19 protein-coding genes are annotated in these 19,107 nt (G+C 56.1%); 13 read left to right on the top strand and 6 right to left on the bottom strand.

What is annotated here, in order from left to right; genetic code table 11:
* The gene (locus tag A3L10_RS02185; protein ID WP_088866194.1) at positions 1-816 is read right to left on the bottom strand and encodes a phosphatase PAP2 family protein; all 816 of its coding nucleotides are present in this window, start codon (positions 814-816) and stop codon (positions 1-3) included.
* A gap of 109 nt (positions 817-925) precedes the next feature.
* On the opposite strand from A3L10_RS02185, the gene A3L10_RS02180 reads away from it, so the two are divergent.
* From A3L10_RS02180 to A3L10_RS02170, 3 genes are read left to right on the top strand one after another with little or no spacing between them, the layout of a single operon-like run.
* Positions 926-1,372: an HAD family hydrolase gene (locus tag A3L10_RS02180; protein ID WP_088866193.1), complete on the top strand. Its 447-nt coding sequence runs from the start codon at positions 926-928 to the stop codon at positions 1,370-1,372.
* Positions 1,373-1,375: 3 nt separating this feature from the next.
* Positions 1,376-2,005, top strand: a complete 630-nt coding sequence (locus A3L10_RS02175; protein WP_088866192.1) for a YigZ family protein — start codon at positions 1,376-1,378, stop codon at positions 2,003-2,005.
* A 38-nt stretch (positions 2,006-2,043) separates the two neighbouring features.
* The gene (locus tag A3L10_RS02170) at positions 2,044-3,174 is read left to right on the top strand and encodes an AAA family ATPase (RefSeq protein WP_088866191.1); all 1,131 of its coding nucleotides are present in this window, start codon (positions 2,044-2,046) and stop codon (positions 3,172-3,174) included.
* Here A3L10_RS02170 and A3L10_RS02165 read toward each other — a convergent pair.
* A complete protein-coding gene (locus tag A3L10_RS02165; RefSeq protein WP_088866190.1) occupies positions 3,161-5,860 on the bottom strand; it encodes a DEAD/DEAH box helicase in 2,700 nt (899 codons plus the stop codon). The genes A3L10_RS02170 and A3L10_RS02165 overlap by 14 nt on opposite strands.
* Before the next feature lie 39 nt (positions 5,861-5,899).
* The gene (locus A3L10_RS02160) at positions 5,900-6,778 is read right to left on the bottom strand and encodes a cell wall-binding repeat-containing protein (protein ID WP_088866189.1); all 879 of its coding nucleotides are present in this window, start codon (positions 6,776-6,778) and stop codon (positions 5,900-5,902) included.
* 247 nt (positions 6,779-7,025) lie between these two features.
* On the opposite strand from A3L10_RS02160, the gene A3L10_RS02155 reads away from it, so the two are divergent.
* From A3L10_RS02155 to A3L10_RS02135, 5 genes are all read left to right on the top strand, one after another.
* Positions 7,026-8,801, top strand: a complete 1,776-nt coding sequence (locus A3L10_RS02155) for a ribosome biogenesis/translation initiation ATPase RLI (RefSeq protein WP_088866188.1) — start codon at positions 7,026-7,028, stop codon at positions 8,799-8,801.
* 222 nt (positions 8,802-9,023) lie between these two features.
* Positions 9,024-10,205: a cell wall-binding repeat-containing protein gene (locus tag A3L10_RS02150; RefSeq protein ID WP_088866187.1), complete on the top strand. Its 1,182-nt coding sequence runs from the start codon at positions 9,024-9,026 to the stop codon at positions 10,203-10,205.
* Positions 10,206-10,396: 191 nt separating this feature from the next.
* Complete coding sequence (locus A3L10_RS02145; protein ID WP_088180444.1) at positions 10,397-10,693, top strand: ArsR/SmtB family transcription factor; 297 nt, start codon at positions 10,397-10,399, stop codon at positions 10,691-10,693.
* 2 nt (positions 10,694-10,695) lie between these two features.
* Entirely contained in the window at positions 10,696-10,893 is a 198-nt protein-coding gene (locus tag A3L10_RS02140) for a hypothetical protein (RefSeq protein WP_088867525.1), read from the top strand.
* A gap of 1 nt (position 10,894) precedes the next feature.
* Positions 10,895-11,887 carry an AIR synthase family protein gene (locus tag A3L10_RS02135; RefSeq protein ID WP_088866186.1) on the top strand — a complete coding sequence of 331 codons (993 nt, stop codon included), beginning with the start codon at positions 10,895-10,897 and terminating at the stop codon, positions 11,885-11,887.
* On the opposite strand, the gene A3L10_RS02130 is transcribed toward A3L10_RS02135, so the two are convergent.
* Positions 11,884-12,756: a type I restriction endonuclease gene (locus A3L10_RS02130; RefSeq protein ID WP_088866185.1), complete on the bottom strand. Its 873-nt coding sequence runs from the start codon at positions 12,754-12,756 to the stop codon at positions 11,884-11,886. The two genes, A3L10_RS02135 and A3L10_RS02130, sit on opposite strands and share 4 nt — an antisense overlap.
* Positions 12,757-12,841: 85 nt before the next feature.
* Between A3L10_RS02130 and A3L10_RS02125 the strand changes: the two genes are divergently transcribed.
* From A3L10_RS02125 to A3L10_RS02115, 3 genes are read left to right on the top strand one after another with little or no spacing between them, the layout of a single operon-like run.
* The gene (locus A3L10_RS02125) at positions 12,842-13,633 is read left to right on the top strand and encodes a class II glutamine amidotransferase (protein ID WP_088866184.1); all 792 of its coding nucleotides are present in this window, start codon (positions 12,842-12,844) and stop codon (positions 13,631-13,633) included.
* A gap of 44 nt (positions 13,634-13,677) precedes the next feature.
* Positions 13,678-14,085, top strand: coding sequence for a CBS domain-containing protein (locus tag A3L10_RS02120; RefSeq protein ID WP_088866183.1), 408 nt, complete (start codon positions 13,678-13,680; stop codon positions 14,083-14,085).
* A 5-nt stretch (positions 14,086-14,090) separates the two neighbouring features.
* Positions 14,091-15,626: a metallophosphoesterase family protein gene (locus A3L10_RS02115; RefSeq protein ID WP_198362089.1), complete on the top strand. Its 1,536-nt coding sequence runs from the start codon at positions 14,091-14,093 to the stop codon at positions 15,624-15,626.
* Here A3L10_RS02115 and A3L10_RS02110 read toward each other — a convergent pair.
* Both A3L10_RS02110 and A3L10_RS02105 read right to left on the bottom strand, forming a co-directional pair.
* The gene (locus A3L10_RS02110; protein ID WP_088866182.1) at positions 15,592-16,482 is read right to left on the bottom strand and encodes a 2-phosphoglycerate kinase; all 891 of its coding nucleotides are present in this window, start codon (positions 16,480-16,482) and stop codon (positions 15,592-15,594) included. The genes A3L10_RS02115 and A3L10_RS02110 overlap by 35 nt on opposite strands.
* The gene (locus A3L10_RS02105) at positions 16,479-17,786 is read right to left on the bottom strand and encodes a 2,3-diphosphoglycerate synthetase (protein ID WP_088866181.1); all 1,308 of its coding nucleotides are present in this window, start codon (positions 17,784-17,786) and stop codon (positions 16,479-16,481) included. The genes A3L10_RS02110 and A3L10_RS02105 overlap by 4 nt, the downstream gene beginning before the upstream one ends.
* A 186-nt stretch (positions 17,787-17,972) precedes the next feature.
* On the opposite strand from A3L10_RS02105, the gene A3L10_RS02100 reads away from it, so the two are divergent.
* Both A3L10_RS02100 and A3L10_RS02095 read left to right on the top strand, forming a co-directional pair.
* Positions 17,973-18,152: a hypothetical protein gene (locus A3L10_RS02100; RefSeq protein WP_055429436.1), complete on the top strand. Its 180-nt coding sequence runs from the start codon at positions 17,973-17,975 to the stop codon at positions 18,150-18,152.
* 75 nt (positions 18,153-18,227) lie between these two features.
* Positions 18,228-19,106, top strand: coding sequence for an MBL fold metallo-hydrolase (locus A3L10_RS02095; RefSeq protein ID WP_088866180.1), 879 nt, complete (start codon positions 18,228-18,230; stop codon positions 19,104-19,106).
* Position 19,107 lies beyond the last annotated feature (1 nt).

Raw genomic sequence — 19,107 nt, 5'->3', positions numbered from 1 at the left:
TCAGGGGCCTGGAAGGAGCCCGTTTATAATCTCCAGCCACCTGTCTGGATTGGCGGCGACTATAAGGACGAGAACCGCGAGGAGGAAGTTCACCACCGTTACCTTCCGAAGGGAGGCGATCTCCAGGTTGTAAATGGTCTCCGGAATCCGGGTCGTTCTCCCGTCAGTGACTTTGGCTATGAGGGCGCCGAGTGCTATGCCCGCCAGAACGTCGTAGACCCAGTGATGGCCCAGGAAGACCGTGGCAAAGGGTATGAGGGTGTTCACCAGTATAAGGAGCTTGCCGCCGAGCTCTTTTCTGTATCTCCAGAGGGTAACGATGTTTATCGTTATGATGGTGTTGTGGAGGGACGGGAGGACGAACTCCTGCCTCGTCAGGAGCGTGTTCGACGAGTTGTATCCCGGCAGATTGTAGACTATATGGGGCGCGTAGATGTGGAAGGCGAGGTATATAGCCCCCGCCACGGCGTAGGCCATCAGATAGCGGATGAACAGTTCGTCCGAGGCCTTAAGGTCTTTTTTGTAAATGAGGAGATACGCTACTATTAGGGCTATCGAGCCCGAAAAGCCCAGGTAATAAACAACCGTAAAGAGCGAATACAGGGGCGGAATACTCTTTGTAAATTCCACGAGCCCAACCACGAATTCCCTTGAGGTTAGAGGAAGCCTCAGGAACTCAGAGGTCACGTCAACACTCCAGCGGCCGATAACTCCGTACAGCACCCCGAAGGCTATCCATCCAAAGTAGCTGAGAAAGAACGCGTTAAGCCGTACGAGCACCTCCGGGTCCTGAAGGCGACGCTGGAGCAGGTTCATAACTTTTACCCCCGAGTAGTCAAACCTTTAATTCTCCGCTCTTAAACACACTATCGCCTTCGACTCCAACCCTTAAAAACCTTACACTTGAATAAGGGGTGGTGAGAACATGCAAATACCGAACTATGGGGAAATAAGGGCTCAGAGCATCCTTTTCGACCTCAACGGCACACTTGGAGAAAGCGGAAAAGTCGAGGAGGAGGTAAAGCATCTCCTCGAAAGGCTTGCGGACAAGTACACGGTCGTCGTTCTGAGCGCGGACACCTTTGGAACGCTGGAGGAGGAGTTCAGGGAACTTCCCGTGAGGATAGAAAGGGTTTCGAGCGGTGCCGAGAAGGCAGAAATCGCGAAGGGTTACGAACCCTACATAGCCGTTGGCAACGGGAACAACGACGTGGCCATGCTGGAAGGCGCGGAGTTAGCCTTCTGCGTGATAGGACCTGAGGGAGCGACAACCGACGCCCTTCTCGCTAGCGATGTGGTTGTGAGGGACGTTAAGGACGCCATAGGCATGCTCCTCGACGAGAGAAAGCTCATAGCTACGCTCAGAGGGTGAGCTATGGACTACAGAACGCTGAGGGGAGTCGGCACTGCCGAGCTCGTGGTTAAGAAGTCAGTTTTCATAGGTTACGCATCGCCCGCGGAGACGGAGGACGAAGCGAGGGAGTTCATCGCAAAAATCAAGGCCCACCACAGCGACGCGACGCACAACGTTTCCGCCTACCTCATCAACGACGGAAAGAACTTCTCAATCAGGTACGATGACGACGGCGAGCCGAAGGGCAGTGCGGGAAAGCCCGTCCTCAAGGTTATCCAGAACAAAGGGTTGAGCAACGTTGTCGTCGTTGTTACCCGCTACTTCGGCGGCATAAAGCTCGGCTACGGCGGTCTGGTCAAAGCCTACAGCGATGCCGCCAGCTTAGCCATCGAAAACGCGGGCATCGTTGAGGTCTACGAGACAGAGCGCTTCCAAGTCACCTTCCCCTACAGTCTCTTCCACCTCGTCAGGGAGACCGTTGAGAATTCCGGAGGAAAAGTCGTTGGAGAGGACTACGGCGAGCTGGTGACGTTCATCGTCGAAACGAGGAAAGGCGAAGCTGAGGGGCTGATGGGGCTCTTGACGGAGAGGACGAGGGGGAGAATCCGGCTCAGGAGGCTCTTCATGAGTTCGTTTGAGGGGAACCTTTAAATTTACATGGTATGTAATTTACATGGGGTGTAAATTACATGGCATGTAAAAACTTCTTCCGGACGAGGCCAGTGATGGAAGAGGAGTGTCTCTGGGGGGAGGGTCACAGAAAGGCCGTTGAAGACCTCCTCAGTGCAGTCCTTCGCGGTAACACCGCGGTTCTCCTCGGCCCGAGAAGGGTGGGGAAAACGAGCGTGGTCAGCGTGATGGCGGAAAAGCTGCGGAGAAAGAGGGGACACCACTACGTCTATTTCAACTTCTCTCGCTTCATGGGCTCAAGGGCAATTTCAATATCAGATATAGAACCAAAGAGAACGTCATTGAAGATGATAACGACGAGCAAGAGCTATACAATATCCTTCAGGGGCCTCAGTGTTGAGGTGAGAAAAACGAGCATCGAAGAGTTCAGCAGGGACTTTTCAACACTGGTTAGAGTCCTCTCCCAGAATGCCAGGCTGGGCGTTTTGATATTCGATGAAGCCCAGGTTCTGGCGAGGCTGAAGAACCTCGACTTCAGGGGTCTCCTGCAGGAGATAACCGACAGCTATCTGAACATCTCCCTCGTTTTCACGGGTTCAATGCCGGGTATGCTGGTTGAGTATCTAAACCCAGGAGCCGAAAGGCCCAACTTCATGCGCTCGGCGGAAATCTTCACCCTTCCGAGATGGAGCACCGAAGAAGGAAGGGGCTACCTCATGGAGGGGTTCAGGAGCTACGGGATAAATGTGGCGAACGAACTGGAGCTCTCAAGGGCCGTTGAAGAGCTGGGGGGAGTCCCTGGATTCATCTCCCACTACGGCATCACGGTCGTCAACTTCGTGAGGGATGGAAAAAGCCCTGAAGAAGCGCTCCCGATGGCCCTTGAGGAAAGCAGGAGGTATGCGCTTGAGGAATGGCGGAAGGACATAGAGGCTTTTCTGAACGTCTACAACAGTGAGGTTTACATAGGAGTCCTCAGAGTCCTGGCCGAGGCTTATCCCAGCGCCCTCAGGGGAGCCGAAATCTACCGGAGGCTTCAATCCATCGGCCTCGCCCCTACCAAGGTACAGCACGTCTACAAATACCTTGAAACGCTGGAAAAGGCGGGCTTCGTTCGTTCATCGGAAAAAAGGTATTGGGTTGAAGACCCGCTCCTCAGGGAGGCCGTTGGAAAATTCAGTTCCCATTGAGGCTCTCCACTTTATTTTCCAGAACCCTCTCCCAGACCCTTATCGCGGCCCACTTGTCCAGGAACTCGTTGAAGGTGCCGCACTTCGGGGAGAGCGTGCAAACGGGACAGCCGTCCTGGCAGGGGCAGGAGCGGAGGTGCTCAAGGCTCTTCTCCATCAGCATCTCGACGTTCTCGTAGATTATCGGTGCGAGGCCCGCTCCCCCTTCGTTGCCGTCGTAGATGAACACGACCGGCCTTCCGACGTGGGGTAAGCCCGGGAAGCTCGCGTAGCTGTAGCCGCCGAGCTCCCTCGAATCCACGTAGGTGAAGATGGGGGCGATTTTTATCATGTTGTGCTCTATCGCGTGAAGCGCCGAGCCGATTCCGTCCTTGCTGTCGATCATCTTCTTTATCGCAAAGGCCAGCTCTTCATCGCTGATTCCGAGCCTCTGGAGGGCGTCACCGATGGCCTTCCTTATGACGTGGGTGGTAGTCCCGAGGTAGAGCGGGAAGAGCTTCCTCCTGTCGAGGTTGGTGTAAAGGGTAAAGGCAGGGTCTTCAAAGCCCTTCTCGGCGGCCACATCGAAGAACTCCCTGAACTCCTCGCTCGTGACTTCCCTTATCGAATCTGGGAAAACGAGCCATATTCCATCGGTCTCAAACTCCCTGATGTAGGGTTCCTCAAACTCGACCTTCGCAAACTTCTCCCAGTTGAGGATCGAGAAGTCCTCCCCGACCTCGATTCTCTCGCCAGTCATCGGGGAATGTATCTCGCCACGTAGGATGCCGTCCTCCTTCAACCTGATCAGCTCACCGACGTAGTTCCCGGTGTCGGCCCCTTTGACGGCGAATCCAGTGTAGACGTGCCTGACCCTCAGCCGGCCGAGGTGTATCTCGACTCCCCGGTAGGTTTTCTCCTCCCTGCTCTTCAGTATCTCCACTTCCTCCCTCTTGGCCACGAAGGTTTCCACGTCCCAGAAGCGGTTAAGTTGCCTTGCGAAGACGAAGTGGAACTTTCCGAGGGAAAGCCTGTCTCCGGCCATGTAGAGCTCTCCCCGCGAGAAGTAGGCCATTCCCGGGAGGAGCGAGCGGTGGTACTCGTCGGAATCGACCTCCTCGATGATGTAACCCTTGAGCTTGAGCCAGTTGATGAAGTTGAGCAACTCCCTGAGCGAGGACTTCTCCATCAGCTTGCCCCTTATCCACGGCTCGTCCTTGACGAGGAAGAACGTCTCGTCGCTCGCGGTTCTCAGTGACGAGTAGCTGAAGGCCGGCTTCCTCAGGCGGACTTCAAGCCTTCCCGTGAGCGGATTTTTCTTCAGGTCTGCCTTCCTCTCGATGACGAGCCTCTCTGCTATCTTCCTCTCAAACTCGTCAAGCTCGTCCCAGTCGACTATCCCCAGCTCGGTGAGGAGGTAGTGAAGGTGCTTCTTGGCTATGCGCTCGTTCTCCAGGTTGACCGGCATGTACTCGATTATTCCCCGCTCCAGCCTATCGACGAGCTCGTCGAAGTGATCCCTGTAATAGTAGTCGAGACCGTTCTTTCTGAGGACTATGGCGTTGAGGGCCTCCCTGTCGGCCTTCCTTCCGGCCCTTCCGAAGCGCTGAATGAGGGAGAAAAGGCCGTCGGGAGGGATGCCGTAGTTGATGACTGCATCGAGGTCGCCGATGTCTATGCCGAGCTCGAGGGCGTTGGTCGTTAGGAGAACGAGCAGTTTGCCCTCCTTGAAGTCCCGCTCTATCTCCCAGCGGACGTTCTTCGGCAGGGTCCCCTTGTAGGTACTCGTTCTGTGAAAGACCGGCGAGCTGAGGAGGAAACGGAGGAGCTTTTCCGTCCCCTTCCTGCTGTCGAAGAAGACCAGCGTCTTAACCTCCCCCCCAGCGAGCCTCTCAACGGCCGCCCGGAGGAGCTGCCTCTCGTCAAGGTTCTTCGGCTCGAAGAGGACCAAGTACCTCCTTGGAAAGGGGTTGGTGGCACCGCTTACCGGCTCGAATTCCTTCCTGAAGAGCTTCTCCGCGAACTCCTTCGGGTTCCTGAGCGTTGCCGAGAGCGCTATGATCTGGGGCTTCGCCCCAAGGCGCCTTAGCCTGAAGTCGAGGCGGCGAAAGAGGTAGGCCGCATTGCTCCCGAAGACGCCCCTGTAAACGTGGAGCTCGTCAACGACCAGATAGCGGAGGTTCCTTAGGAGCCACTCGTAGTCCCTCCAGCGGCGCAGAATGTTGTAGTGGAGCATGTCCGGGGTGGTGAAGATAACCCTCGGCTTCTCGCGAATTAAGGTTTTCCTCTCCTCCCACGGGACGTCTCCGGTCAGGATCCTCGCGCTCACGTGCTTTCCGGTGAGGCGGTAGAAGACGAGGTTCTGAAGCGAGAACTTCTCAAGCTGGTTGTTTATGAGGGCCCTCGTGGGATATATGAGCAGGTAAGTCGCGCGGGGGTTTGAGAGATAGGAGTCGAAGATGGCCAGCCGGAATATCTCGCTCTTGCCGCTGGCCGTTGGCGTGGTGACGACGATGTTTTTTCCCGAGTAGAGCCTCTCGAGGGCCTCAACCTGATGGCGGTAGAGGGTAAAGCCGAGCTCTTCGAGGAGGGCGTTTATTTCGGGATTGTCGAAGCGGAAGTTGCCGAACTCGCCTTCCTTAGGAGGAAAAACGTGGACCCTCGCTATCTCGGACTTGAGGGGCTTGAGTGTCTCAAAGAGGGACATGGAGATAAATTAGAAAGAACGGCTAAAAAAGTAGCGGTCTCATCCATTGCTACCTGAGCTCGTATCCGCCGGCCCGGGGTTTCCGGCGGCTATGCTTGAGTAGGTGAGTCCAAAACCCTCCAGCAGGACTTCTCTGGCCTTCTCAAACTCGCCCTTGGCAGCGAGTTCCTCCGCGAGGGAGGCCTTTTCGAGAACGGCCGATTTAACCTCCCCTGTGGGGATTGTCCCGGAGAGTCCCCTGAGCCTGCTCACAGAGAGAGAAATCGCCTTGGCCTCGTCTGCCTCCATCAAGTGGCAGTTGGGACAGGGACTGGAATTCTCGTTGTCTCTGTCCACGAGCGTCGGATAAACGTACACCGACCGACCATATGTGCCTGCCGACGCCATCTTGTCAGTGAGTCCTGACTTCTCGTGGATCGCGTTGACGAGGTCGTGATGGGGAAGCGCGAGGATTATCGGGTTCTCCTCGTTCTCCAGAATGTAGAGTATCGAGCCCTCGTCCCAGCCGTCTACGAGGTAGACGTCACCTCTCAGCTTGTAGTCGTTGTCTAGTATCCAGTTCATAACCTTCTCAGAGGTCTCGGCACGGTCTTCTCCCGAAATCCTCGTAACCTTTATGCCCTTTTCCTCCAGGGTTTCAGAGTATTTCTCTGGCACGGCAATCCTGCCGCCGATTATCAGAACTTCCCCCGGGCCCAGGGAGAGCAGCTTCTCCAAGGCATCACCGTCGAACCTGCCCCAGGGAGTCGTCACTATGGGGGCGCCCATTGCAGAGGAGGCGACTTTTGCAGCGGCGTAGTCGGAGGGGTTATCACTCACCACAATGACATAGGTGGAGGTTGCCGTGGAGCCCGGAACAAAGAAAAGGGAGCCCAAGAGAAGGAAGCCGAGGAGGATGGAGAACTTTTTCCAGACCATAGTACCACGTCCTAAATAGGGACATTTGATTCCTTGGATATAATAAGGTTTCCAGTGAAAAAATTGTCATAGAATGTCAGCACTCCCCTGGAGCCAAGTAAACTATCCAAGAGCTGAAAAACATTAACCAGCAAAATGTGAGACGTCAGGGCAGTAAGGATGTTCATGCATAGATAATCAAGATAAGAGACCATTCATCCCGCAACCCTTTAAAACCCTCTCCCTCAGCCTAACCCGGTGGTGAGTGATGAGGATAGCGGTCATCGATTACGACAGGTGTAATCCAGACAAGTGCGGCAACTTCCTGTGCGAGCGCGTCTGCCCGGTCAATCGAATGGGCGGAGAGGCGATAATCATAGACGAGGAGAACTACCGCCCGGTGATCCAGGAGGCAAGCTGTACCGGCTGCGGAATCTGTGTCCACAAGTGCCCCTTCAACGCGATAACCATAGTAAACCTTCCCGAGGAGCTCGAGGAAGGCTGTGTGCACCGCTATGGGATAAACGCCTTCGTCCTCTACAGGCTCCCGGTGGTCAAGGACGGTATGGTAGTCGGTATTCTCGGACCGAACGGAACGGGTAAGACGACGGCCGTTAAGGCCCTGTCCGGGCAAATCGTTCCAAATCTCTGCGGCGACAACGAGGACTGGGACAACGTTATCAGGGCATTCCGCGGCAACGAGCTCCAGAACTACTTCGAGAGGCTGAAGAGGGGCGAGATAAGGCCAGTCGTCAAGCCGCAGTACGTTGATCTGATACCCAAGGCGGTCAGGGGCAAAGTTAGGGACCTGCTGAAGAAGGCCGACGAGGCGGGCAAGTTCGATGAGGTTGTTAAGGAGCTTGAACTCGAGAACATCCTCGACAGGGAGATAAAGCAGCTGTCCGGCGGTGAGCTCCAGCGCGTGGCCATAGCGGCCGCGATGCTTAGGGAGGCCCACTTCTACTTCTTTGACGAGCCCTCGAGCTACCTCGACATAAGGCAGCGCCTCAGGGTGGCAAGGATCATCCGCAAGCTTGCCGACTCCGGAAAGGCCGTTCTGACGGTCGAGCACGACCTGGCGATTCTCGACTACATGAGCGACATAATCCACGTCGTCTACGGCAAGCCTGGAGCGTACGGTATATTCTCCCAGCCGAAGTCAACGCGCAACGGCATAAACGAGTTCCTGCGCGGCTATCTCCGCGACGAGAACGTTCGCTTCAGACCGTATGAGGTCAGCTTCACCAAGAAGAGCGAGAGGAAGAGCCAGGAGGGCGAGATACTGGTCGAGTACCCGAGGCTGGTGAAGGACTACGGGGCCTTCAGGCTCGAGGCGGAGGGCGGAACGCTCTACGTCGGCGAAGTGGTCGGCATAGTGGGCCCCAACGGAATAGGCAAGACCACCTTCGTCAAGATGCTAGCCGGTGTTGAGAAACCAACCGAGGGCGAGGTTGACTGGACGCTCACCGTAAGCTACAAGCCGCAGTACATCAAGGTGGACTACGAGGGAACGGTCTTCGACCTGCTGAGCAAGATAAACGCAGGAAAGCTGATGAACAGCTTCTACAAGACCGAACTCCTGAACCCGCTCGGCATCCCGGACCTCTACGACAAAAAGGTGAACGAGCTGAGCGGTGGAGAACTCCAGAGGGTTGCGATAACCGCCTGCCTGATCCGCGACGCTGACCTGTACCTCCTCGACGAGCCTTCCGCACACCTCGACGTCGAGCAGAGACTGGCCGTCTCAAAGGCCATACGCTCCCTCATGGCCAAGAACGAGAAGACGGCATTGATAGTCGAGCACGACGTCATGATGGTCGACTACCTCAGCGACAGGCTCATAGTCTTCGAGGGCGAGCCCGGAAAGAGCGGAAGGGCGCTCCAGCCCATGGGAATGAGGGAAGGCATGAACCGCTTCCTGGCCTCGGTCGGTATAACCTTCAGGAGAGACCCGGACACCGGAAGGCCAAGGGCCAACAAGGAAGGAAGCGTTAAGGACAGGGAGCAGAAGGAGAGGGGCGAGTACTACTACGTCTCTGCATGACTCCTTTTCTTGTTTATGTCCGCATACCACCAATTCAACAAAAACCAACTACTCTCATATTTCTGTAAACGCAAATAAACGATGGGTAACGTTGTTTAACGATAAAAATCGAAAAAAGAGAGAAGGAACCGCTTCAATAAACGAACGTGAATCTAAACGGACGATTTCGTGAAAAAAGCTTAAATACGTCTTATTTCATAGAGAACATCGAGGTGAAGCGGTATGATGTGGAAAAAAGGCATTGCATTGCTCTTTGGTTTGATGCTTGTAGCAACCACGCTGTCCTTCGGAAGGGTTGCCGCCGCGGATACATCAGTGACCGTGATTCTGGTAAGCGACAACGAAGCAGACTGCGCCCTGGCCGAATACCTGGCAAACGTTACCGGGGCCATCGTGGTAACCACAGGGTGGGGTGCCTACGACCCGAACGTTACGGCGGAGATCATGAGCTACGCCCCGGACGAGGTGATAATAATCGGTGGTCCTGATGCCGTGGTGGAACAGTACGTCAGTGACCTCCAGGATCTCAACATCACCGTCGAACGCTGGTGGGGCCAGAACAGATACGAGACCAACGTGGCGGTCATCTGGAACGCAACAGTCAAGCTCAGGATAAAGTTTGAAAACAGCGTGATAGTTGTCCCCGGCAACGACACCGGGGCGATAAAGGAGGCTCTCAGGAAGGCCGTCAAGGTTCACGGCATCATAATATTCGCCAACGATACCACAGACCTCATCAGGATAATGGCGAAGTTCCAGATAATGCCCAAGAACATCACGATAATCCACAGCCACGTAATGATGCACGTTGCCGAGAGGGTCAGGGAGAGGATGAGAACCCACGCCAACATCACGGAGATTGAGGTGAACGTGACCCCTGAGATGGCACTCACGGCCATCAACGCGAGCGAGGAAAGGATAGCGACCGCGAGAGAGATGCTCCAGAACGTAACCCTGGACCCGCAGGAGGAGATGCTCGTAACCAAGATGCTGGCTCTCGCGGAGAAGGAGCTGGAGAACGCCAAGGACGCCTACGACATGGGCAAGTACGGAAGGGCCTACGGTCAGGCAATAGCGGCCAAGGCCCACGCGGAGTTCGTGATACGGGTGGCCTCCGACGAGTGGGAGGTCAAAGTGCGTTTTGAACCTGCCATGAGGGCAGAGATATTCGTTCACCGCGTTGAGATACAGCTCAATGTCATGGAGCGGGCGGGAATCAACGTCACGGAGCTGGAGGAACTTGTGGGACAATTGAAAGTAGCCATCGAAAACAAGGACTACGATGCCATCGACTCCCTCATGGAGCAGATACGGCGCGAGTTGCTTGAGCTATACGCCAACGGAAGGGGCAAGTTCAGGGAGCGTATGGTACTCCCAGTGCACGGCGGCCACGCAAGGCCGTGAACCCGCTTTTGAATTTTCTTTTTTTATCACTGCTTTACCATCTTTCACCCGCGTTGCCCTTCTATCGCCCTTCTCGCTCCTTGGAACCCTGCTTTACGCCTTCCTGAGGAGCTGATTCGAAAGCTTTTTATTTCTCCCCACCAACTTATGTAAGAGTCCGCTGCCCTATGGAAGCTCAAGAGTGATGTGAGATGGTCGAGAGCATACAGGAGATAACAGTGGTTGCAGAGGCCCTGAGTTCCCCCGTGAGGGTGAGGATACTCAAAATGCTCTGCGAAAAGGAGTGGTACGTCTACGAGCTGGCCAAGGCCCTCGGCATCTCCCGCCAGCTGCTCTATCTCCACCTCAAGAAGCTCGAGAAGGCCAACCTCGTCGAGAGCGAGCTCCGCCTGGAGCCCAACGACCCCAGGGCAAAGAAGTACTACCGGGCAAAGCCCTTTAAGTTCGTCGTTGATAATGAGACCATAAAGAACCTTAAGGAGGTGTGATGATGCCCTACGCATCGACCCCGAGCGGGTGGATAAGCATAGTCCTCGGGCTCATACTGATAGCGATAATGGTCTTCGCCTTCTACCAGATGAACAGGACCCTAGGGGAGCTCAAGCTTGAGCTCGCCCAGCTGAGGAACACACTTGAAGAGACCAAGAGGCACACCGAGGAAGTCAAGAAAAAGCTTGAGGAAGTCTGAAATGCTGCCTCCAGGTAAAATCCCCCCGGAGAAGCTCAGGGAGCTGGTCTTTAACCACCTCGGGGCTAGGGGAGAGAGGGTTATAATCGGCGCTGACCTCGGCATAGACGCCGCTGCAATCGATTTTGGTTCTTCCGTTCTCGTGGCATCAACGGACCCGATAACCGGGGCCGAAAAGGGGATAGGTTTCTATGCGGTTCATGTCAACGCCAACGACGTTGCGACCTTTGGCGCAAGGCCGAAGTGGTTTCTTGTGAGCATACTCCTCCCGGAGAGCGCCGATGAGAGGCTCCTCACCGAGATAATGCGCGAGCTCCACGAGAGCGCATCAAAGCTCGGGGTCGCCATAGTCGGCGGCCACACCGAGGTGACCCCTGGGCTGGAGAAGCCCATAGTCGTCGGGACGATGCTCGGTGAGGTTGAGAGGGAGAAGCTCGTAACCTCCAACGGGGCCATGCCGGGGGATGCGATTATCGTCACCAAGTGGGCCGGCCTCGAGGGGACGTCGATAATAGCCAGTGAGAGAAGCGAAGAGCTGGAGAAGGCCTTCGGAAGGGAGTTCGTGGAAAAGGCTATGTCTTTCATCGAGATGATAAGCGTCGTGGAGGATGCACTCACTGCCAACGAGGTTGGCGTCCATGCCATGCACGACCCAACGGAAGGGGGCATAGCCAACGGCCTCCACGAGATGGCGGATGCAGCAGGCTTGGGCTTCCGCGTTTATCGGGAGAGAATCCCCATAAGGAAAGAGACGCTGAGGATATGCGGGTTCTACAACCTAGATCCGCTGGCACTGATAAGCTCCGGGACTCTGATGATAGCCGCACCCAAGGAGCGGGTTGATGCGGTCGTTGAAGCCCTGAGAAGGAAGGGCATAAACGCCTCAGTCATAGGCGAGTTCGTGGAAGACCCGGGCGTGAAGGTGATCGTTGAGAACGGAAGTGAGAGGCCCTTGGAGAGGCCCAAAAGCGACGAGCTCTGGAAGGTCGTCTAAAGCTCCACGGCTATTCTCAGCCTTTCCTCTTCCTCAAGCTTCCGGAGTATCTCAAGAGCCGTTTTGGGGTCCAGCTGAACCGTTCTGAGGTGCTCATAAGCCTTTCTTATCTCCTCCCTCTGATAGCCCGAAGATGTCTTCTCCATGTACAGCAGAACCGCGAGGAGAACTCCCTTGATGCTCTTCTCGGGTAAAGGCAGGAGCTTCCAGCCGCCATCATAGACGTAAGCTGCCTTGGGGGTTTCGTCTCCCCGGAGTTCGGCAACGGGTAGCGTCGTGGAGCCCTCGCGGGAAGTCAGATACTCGACGAGGGTTTTTTCGGAATAGCCCTCCCTCTTCAGCCCCTCGAAGCTCAGCTCAAGTGCCTTAAGCAGGGAGGCAAGCCTCTCGACGTCCCGTATCCTGGACTTAGAGAGGATGGAAAGCTTGAGAACGACCCTTTCAAGGGGCTCCTCCTCGATGTTGGCGGCTATTAAAACCCTGTCCCAGAGGCGGGAGCCTTCTTCAAAGGCCTTAACCGCTATCCAGACGGTGCCGTTCGTAAGAATCCCGTACCTCACGCCGGAGTTGAAGCAGTACCGCGCCAGCTGGCGCAGTGGTTCGTCCTTTTTCAGGATGTTCACACCCATGTTCTTTGCCTCGACGTAGGCGAAGACCTTCCCGTCCAGCATAAGGGCGTAGTCCGCCCTTCCATCTTCGGTCCTGGCCTCTGGTCGAACCTCCTCCGGGTTGTTCCAGTCCCAGCCGAGGGCCCGAAATATCTCGCCGATGAGATGCTGCTTCACAGCCTCCTCGTTTTTGGTGTAGAGGCCCCTGTGAGCGCGCACCTTCCTGAGAACGTTGACCACCGCTTCCCTGAGTTCATCCATGCACATACCCCCCAGCACGTAGGTTCTGCTCCGGGCAACCTAAAAGCTTTTGGGGTTGGTCGAGTAGTATCGCCCGGTGGAAAACATGTGTCGAATACTCTTCGCGGCTGGGGATGGCAGGGACGTCGCCCCCCTCCTGGATGCACTGGTCAAGGCGTCCGAAAACGATCCTTACAAGGAAAAGCGCGGAAGGGGAAAACAGCATCGCGACGGCTGGGGCTACGTGCTGCTAAAGGACGGAAGCGTGAGACACTACAGGTCAATGAAACCCGTCTTTGAGGACACCGAGGCGGTGGAGTCCCTCAGAGGTGAGCTGGAGGGATTCGTAACGCTCATGGTGCACGCCAGGGCGGCATCCCAGGGTGTCAAGAGCCTGTTCAACGTCCAGCCCTTCGCGTTCTCCTCAAGGCATGGCTTCACCTTCTGGCTCATCCACAACGGCGACCTCGACAAGTCCAGAATTATAGAGCTGGCAGACCTGGACGAGAAGGAGCTGGAGAACGCCTCCGACACCTACGCCTTCGCAACCTACCTGTGCAGAAAGCTTCAGAACCCGAGCCTCAGCAACCTGCTCGTCCACTACAGAACCATCGAGGAGACTACGAAGTCCCTCTTCAACACGGTGACCCTCTTCCACCGCTCGACCGGGGACTTCATGGCCTTCGTCACTGCGAGGATGAGCGACGAATACATGGAGAACCCCCTGAACTACGACTACGGCAAGCTCCTGGTTCTGAAGAAGGAGAAACTCTTCGCGGTCGTCTCATCGACCCTAGAGCTCTATCATCCTGCGGAATACGAGGTGGCGCCGAACGAAACCGCGTTCTTCGTGCGCATTCGTGAGGACGCCTTTGAGGTTGAGACCGTCCACCTGTGAAATGTTATATACGATGTCTCCCCATTTTTATTTTGGGTGGTGGGATGGACACGAACGCCCCGATTAAGGTTTACATGACGAGAAAGCTCATCGGCGTTGAGCCGGACGATACCATAAAGCGGGCCTGCGAGGTCATGGTGGAGTTTGACATCGGTTCTCTCGTCGTCGTTGAGAAGGGCAAGGTCGTCGGCTTCTTCACGAAGAGCGACATAATAAGGCGCGTCGTCATTCCGGGACTTCCGAACACAACACCCGTGAGGGAGATAATGAGCGGGGAGCTGATAAAGGTCGACTCAAGCACCCCTCTCAGGGAAGTCCTGGACCTGATGGCGAAGAAGGGCATCAAGCACATGCTCATCGAGGAGGAAGGTGAGATAGTCGGGATATTCAGCCTGAGCGACCTCCTCACCGCCAGCAGGAGAAGACTTGAGACAGCCATAGCGGCTGAGTGATGGCCATGATAAGGATAGCCCACATAAGCGACACCCACATAACGGGCGAGAGCGCCTACAAGGGGTACGCCTACGACCTCATAGTCAACGAAATAAACAGGGGAGACTTCGACTTCGTCATCCATACGGGCGACGTGACCAACCAGGGATTGCGCGAGGAATACGAGAGGGCCGCCTACGAACTCAGGAAAATCCAGAAGCCTCTGGTTGTTATTCCGGGCAACCACGACGTCAGAAACGTCGGCTATACGCTCTTTGAGCGGTTTATCGGGCCGCTGAACGGCGTCTTTGAGTTCAACGACGGCGTCGTGATATGGGTGGATTCCACGATTCCGGACTTAAGCGATGGCCGCGTTGGCGGCCACAAGTTCAGATGGCTGAAGAAAAAGCTTGAGGAGTACTCTGACAGGAAATTCAAGATAGTCGCCGCCCACCACCACCTCGTGCCGCTCCCGGACACGGGACGGGAAAGGAACGTGCTCTTTAATGCAGGCGATGTCCTCGACCTTCTCCTCAGGCACGAGGTCAACCTCTACACCTGCGGCCACAAGCACGTACCCAACGTCTACCGCATCGAGGACATGGTGGTGGACAACGCAGGCTGCACCTCGTGCAGAAAAACCCGCAAGGGCGACGTCAACAGCTACAACGTCATAACCCTCCACGATGACGGAAGGATAGAGGTAAGGATAAAGCGCGTTACCGGGGAGCAAATAATCAAGGAGCACCGGCCGGTGAAGCCAAAGCTCTTCGTCCCGAGGGGTAAAAGGCTCCTCAGGATAGTTCAGATGAGCGAGAGCAACGTCTCGGACAGGATGTACTTCAGGCGCAAGGTTCTGGAGAACGCCCTCAGGACCATAAACGAGAAGCTCAAGCCGGACATAGTGATCCACTGCGGCGACGTCGTGGATATGGGCATAGAGCGCTACTACGAGAGAGCATACGAGTTCTACGAGAGGATAAAGGCGGAAAAGCTGGTCGTCCCGGGCCACAACGACATAACCTACCTGGGCTACGACCTGTTCCTGGAGTACTTCGGCGAGCCGGAGATAAAGGAACTGGGGGGCTTCACGTTCATCCCGGTCATAAGTGCCCAGTACGAGACGCCCATAGGCGTTGTAGGGAGGATAGGTCAGAGAAAACTCGCCGTGCGCCTCGAAGAGTACCGGGAGACCTTCACCGTTGTCGTAATGCACCACAACATAGTCCCAATACCCAGAAGCAGGGAGGTCGGCTTCCTGGAGGATGCGGGCGACGTTCTCCGCGTCATCACTAGGCGGGAAGCGAACCTCGTTCTGACCGGCCATGGCGGCAACTCCTTCGGAATCAAAGTCGAGAAAACGCCCATCGTCAACGCGGGCTCCGTAAGCTGGGAACTCCACCGCAACCCCTACGGAAACAGCTTCAACGTGATAGACGTCTACCGGGACATGGTAGTCGTCTTCGAGGTTCAGGCAACGTGGGGCTCCGGAAGGCTCGTCGGGATATGGAAGATAAAGGCCCCCTTCATTCCCTCACCTTCGCTTCCATCCTCTCCATGAGCCTCTCCATTATGTCTTCCATTATCGCGTTGACCGTTTTCTCAAGCTCGACGTTGTTTATAACGGGAATTCCGTGTTCCTTTGCCCTCTCAACGATGAACTCCTGTATCTCCATTATCGCATCGAGGTGCTCCAGGTAGTAGTCGGCCGGCCTCTTGCTGTATCTCGCCCTCTCGTAGAACCTTGCCTCCAGGTCCTTCCTCCCGCTGACCGTTATCACGTACATGAAGCTGTTCTCCTTGAGCTCTACATAGCCGGGAACGAGATGAATGCCCTCGATTATCGCGTTAAATCCCTCCTTGTAGGCCCTGTCGAGAACGGCCGCGATGCCAACAGAGACATGCTCGACCTGGTTTTTGAAGCCCTTTATGAGGGGGGATTCCTCCCCCCTGCCCTGCGGCACCGCCTTCCAGGCCATGAACGACGAGGTGTGTATGTCCGGAAGGAGCTCCGGCGCGATTATCTTCCTCATGACCTCCCTTATCGTGTCTGTGCCTATGACGCTCCTTATGCCGAGGCGGAAGGCCAGCTCGGTGGCTATCGTCGACTTTCCGACGCCGGTCGCGCCGCCGAGGAGTATGGTTATGGGAATCTTGAGCCTCCGGAGCTGGCGCCAGAAGAGGTAGCGCTTCGCGGCCTCACCCAGTCCGTGCTCGATGAGCTTTCTGTACGTCAGCGCCCTTATCTCCTCCGTGGTTACCAGCTTGCGCCTCTCCTCGTTGAGCTCCTTCTGAACCTCTGTCGCGATGATGTAGGCTATACCCACCTCAACGCCGGCGAGGGTTATGGAGCGCGTCAGGATGCCCCTTGAAAAGGGCAGGCGTATCTTTCTCTCGGGGTCGGTGACGATTATCATCCCCCTCCCTCCAGAATCGAGCGTCCCAGCCTTAGAACAGCCTCCCGCAGGTCTTTGCCGTCCACGTTGACCGGCTCGTTGTCCAGATAGATGACCTCTATCCCCCTCTCCAACGCCCATCTCGTAACGACGTCAACGGCGGCAGCTTTGAGCTCAACCGCAACCGCATCTATCCCACTGAAGGCTTCCAGGTCCCTCATGAGCGGGCCCCTCTTGGAGAGGTTGGCCGAGGCGCACACTATCTCCGCTCCCAGCTTTTCGAGCCATTCTCCTGCCCTTGGGAGGGCATCACTGGAGGTCATGACGAGGCCGAGCCTCTTCCCCGAAACGTTTCCTAAGGGCCTCGAGCGCAGGGTCGTGAAATGAACGTCCGCATCGGGATTGATGGACCCTATCGCGTTCCTCAGCGCCCTGAGGCGCCCCTCGCTCACGGAGTCGGCCATGGTGACGACGACTATGTCCGCGAGGCTCACCCTGAAGGGGCCGAAGTAGCCCCTTATGAAGTCCAACTTCCCCTTCGCGCTGGTTATCAGGATGTACCCGTCGGCGCGGTAGGCTGGGAATGTCGCTCCGCTGCCCTCGAGAATTATGAGGTCGTTGGGAAGGCTCTCGGCTAACATTATCCCCTCGTCTATCACGTCGAAGAACGAAAATCCCGCCATGCCTCCCCCGCAGCGGCGGCAGCCTATGGTCGTCACGCGCGAGGTTAGGGCGTCCTCGAAGTGATCCGATGCGGCGTGCTTCCCGCTTTCGGCGAGCCTGAGGAGAAACTCCGGGGTTATCTCGAACTTGTCCCCCTCTATCAGCTCCGGTTCGGCCGGACCCCCGCGTCCCATCGTCACTATCACAGGCCTCGCTATCTCCTTGAGGGTCCTCGCTATGAATCCGCTCACGGCGGTCTTTCCGACCCTCTTTCCAGTCCCGATGACCGCCACGCTTGGCTTCCGCGTCCTCTTGAGCCGGCGCGGTGTGAAGTAAAAATCTGCTCCCCTGTAAGGGACGCCGTAGAGCATGCAGAGCGAGGCTATCCTGAACCTGTCCTCGTAATCTAACACCGGCTCATCGCTTAAATCAACAACCTCGGTTATCTCGTTCTCCTCGAGGGCCCTTCTGAGGGATGAGAGGTAATCGCTACCGCGGTACACAACAACGCCGAGCTTCCGCTCTATCTCACCAATGTCCCCAATCTTCTCACTCCCGCCGAGAAAAACCGCACAGCAGACATCACCCAGCTTTCCCACCGCCCAAGCGGTGACATCGGGGTAATGCTCGCCGTCAATCAGGACGAGCCTTCCCTTTCCCATAACACCACCGTTAACATCTAAACCCTAGGTGGATTTAACCTTTTGCCGAGACTCCGGAATGGACACCACTGGATTAGGGGTAGGACGCACATCGCCCAAGGAACCGTAGGAAGGGTTATAAACCCCGGAGGGGTAAAATAAATGGCAACCGCCTGAGGGCGGTGCCTGAGATGGAGGTGTGTGGAAATGGCTGAGCTGATAGTTAAGTCCAAGGTTAAGGAGGCCGTCAAGGCCATAGAACCCGAGATGAGGGTTAACCCAGAGTTCTACGAGGCCCTTGAGGCCGAGATCAAGGCTCTCATCGAGAAGGCCGTCAAGAGGGCCAAGGACGAGGGCAAGAAGACCCTCTACCCGAGGCACGTCTGATTTCTCCCCTTCTTTTTCCTTGTGTTGACGCCGATGCCCTTTTATTCTCCCCCGCCTAATCCCTACGGTGGTATTATGGCACTAAGGAAACTAGGCGATTCGGCCTACCTCTACCCCGGAAGCCCCTCAACCCTCATTAGGGTGGTCGAAGGGGGCGCTGTCATCGTTGACCCCGGTCACGGGAGCGGGAGGCACAAAGACCTCAGGAGAGAGGTCAGAAAGCTTGGGCTCGAGATAAAAGCCCAGCTCGCAACGCACGGTCACGCGGACCACATCGCGGTAGCGCCCAGGATAGACGCGCCCCTCTTCATGCACCGGTTCGAGTTCTCGATTGCCGAGAGCCCGCTCAACAGGGAGCTTCTCACCTTCGGCTCGAAGGCACCTGAGGGGTTCCTCGTCTTCCAGTTCCCGGAGGAGGTTAAAGTTCATGCGGTCTTCGAGTGGGGTGACGAACCCTTCGGCCTGAAGGCGGTCAAGCTGAACGGCCATTCTCCGGGAATGACTGGCTTTCTGGACGAGGAGAACGGCATCATCTACGCAGGGGATGCTTTCTTTGGGGAGAGGGTAATAGAAGCGGTTGGACTGCCCTACCTGGTCGATCCGGAACTATTTAAAGCTTCAATTAAAGAATTGCAGAATTATGCAGAAAAGGGCTTCCTGCTCATACCCTCCCACGGAAAGGCCGTGAAGGATGAGGAAGCACTCGAACTGCTCGACTTCAATCTCAACCGCGTCGAGGAGATGGAGAACCTCATCATAGAACTCCTCAAAAACCCCATGGGACTCGACGAGCTGGCCTTCAGAATCATGGGGCATTACGGGGTCGAGGTGACACCTCAAAAACTCGCCCTCAACCTCGTCCCGCTGAGGGCCTTCATAGCGACGCTGTACAACGAGGGGAGGATCGAGGCAGCGGTTGACAAGGGGCTGAAATGGAAGATTAGAGGGGACTGAA

The sequence above is a fragment of the Thermococcus radiotolerans genome (assembly GCF_002214565.1).
GTDB classification, from domain to species: domain Archaea; phylum Methanobacteriota_B; class Thermococci; order Thermococcales; family Thermococcaceae; genus Thermococcus; species Thermococcus radiotolerans.
This window is presented reverse-complemented; position numbering and strand designations above follow the sequence as displayed.

Coding starts and splice junctions, on each gene's coding strand:
- A3L10_RS02105 (WP_088866181.1), bottom strand. CDS start 17,786: ATGGGAAAGGGAAGGCTCGTCCTGATTGACGGCGAGCATTACCCCGAT.
- A3L10_RS02170 (WP_088866191.1), top strand. CDS start 2,044: ATGGCATGTAAAAACTTCTTCCGGACGAGGCCAGTGATGGAAGAGGAG.
- A3L10_RS02155 (WP_088866188.1), top strand. CDS start 7,026: ATGAGGATAGCGGTCATCGATTACGACAGGTGTAATCCAGACAAGTGC.
- A3L10_RS02100 (WP_055429436.1), top strand. CDS start 17,973: ATGGCTGAGCTGATAGTTAAGTCCAAGGTTAAGGAGGCCGTCAAGGCC.
- A3L10_RS02175 (WP_088866192.1), top strand. CDS start 1,376: ATGGACTACAGAACGCTGAGGGGAGTCGGCACTGCCGAGCTCGTGGTT.
- A3L10_RS02150 (WP_088866187.1), top strand. CDS start 9,024: ATGATGTGGAAAAAAGGCATTGCATTGCTCTTTGGTTTGATGCTTGTA.
- A3L10_RS02120 (WP_088866183.1), top strand. CDS start 13,678: ATGGACACGAACGCCCCGATTAAGGTTTACATGACGAGAAAGCTCATC.
- A3L10_RS02095 (WP_088866180.1), top strand. CDS start 18,228: ATGGCACTAAGGAAACTAGGCGATTCGGCCTACCTCTACCCCGGAAGC.
- A3L10_RS02140 (WP_088867525.1), top strand. CDS start 10,696: ATGCCCTACGCATCGACCCCGAGCGGGTGGATAAGCATAGTCCTCGGG.
- A3L10_RS02165 (WP_088866190.1), bottom strand. CDS start 5,860: ATGTCCCTCTTTGAGACACTCAAGCCCCTCAAGTCCGAGATAGCGAGG.
- A3L10_RS02160 (WP_088866189.1), bottom strand. CDS start 6,778: ATGGTCTGGAAAAAGTTCTCCATCCTCCTCGGCTTCCTTCTCTTGGGC.
- A3L10_RS02180 (WP_088866193.1), top strand. CDS start 926: ATGCAAATACCGAACTATGGGGAAATAAGGGCTCAGAGCATCCTTTTC.
- A3L10_RS02125 (WP_088866184.1), top strand. CDS start 12,842: ATGTGTCGAATACTCTTCGCGGCTGGGGATGGCAGGGACGTCGCCCCC.
- A3L10_RS02115 (WP_198362089.1), top strand. CDS start 14,091: ATGATAAGGATAGCCCACATAAGCGACACCCACATAACGGGCGAGAGC.
- A3L10_RS02145 (WP_088180444.1), top strand. CDS start 10,397: ATGGTCGAGAGCATACAGGAGATAACAGTGGTTGCAGAGGCCCTGAGT.
- A3L10_RS02130 (WP_088866185.1), bottom strand. CDS start 12,756: ATGGATGAACTCAGGGAAGCGGTGGTCAACGTTCTCAGGAAGGTGCGC.
- A3L10_RS02110 (WP_088866182.1), bottom strand. CDS start 16,482: ATGATAATCGTCACCGACCCCGAGAGAAAGATACGCCTGCCCTTTTCA.
- A3L10_RS02185 (WP_088866194.1), bottom strand. CDS start 816: ATGAACCTGCTCCAGCGTCGCCTTCAGGACCCGGAGGTGCTCGTACGG.
- A3L10_RS02135 (WP_088866186.1), top strand. CDS start 10,895: ATGCTGCCTCCAGGTAAAATCCCCCCGGAGAAGCTCAGGGAGCTGGTC.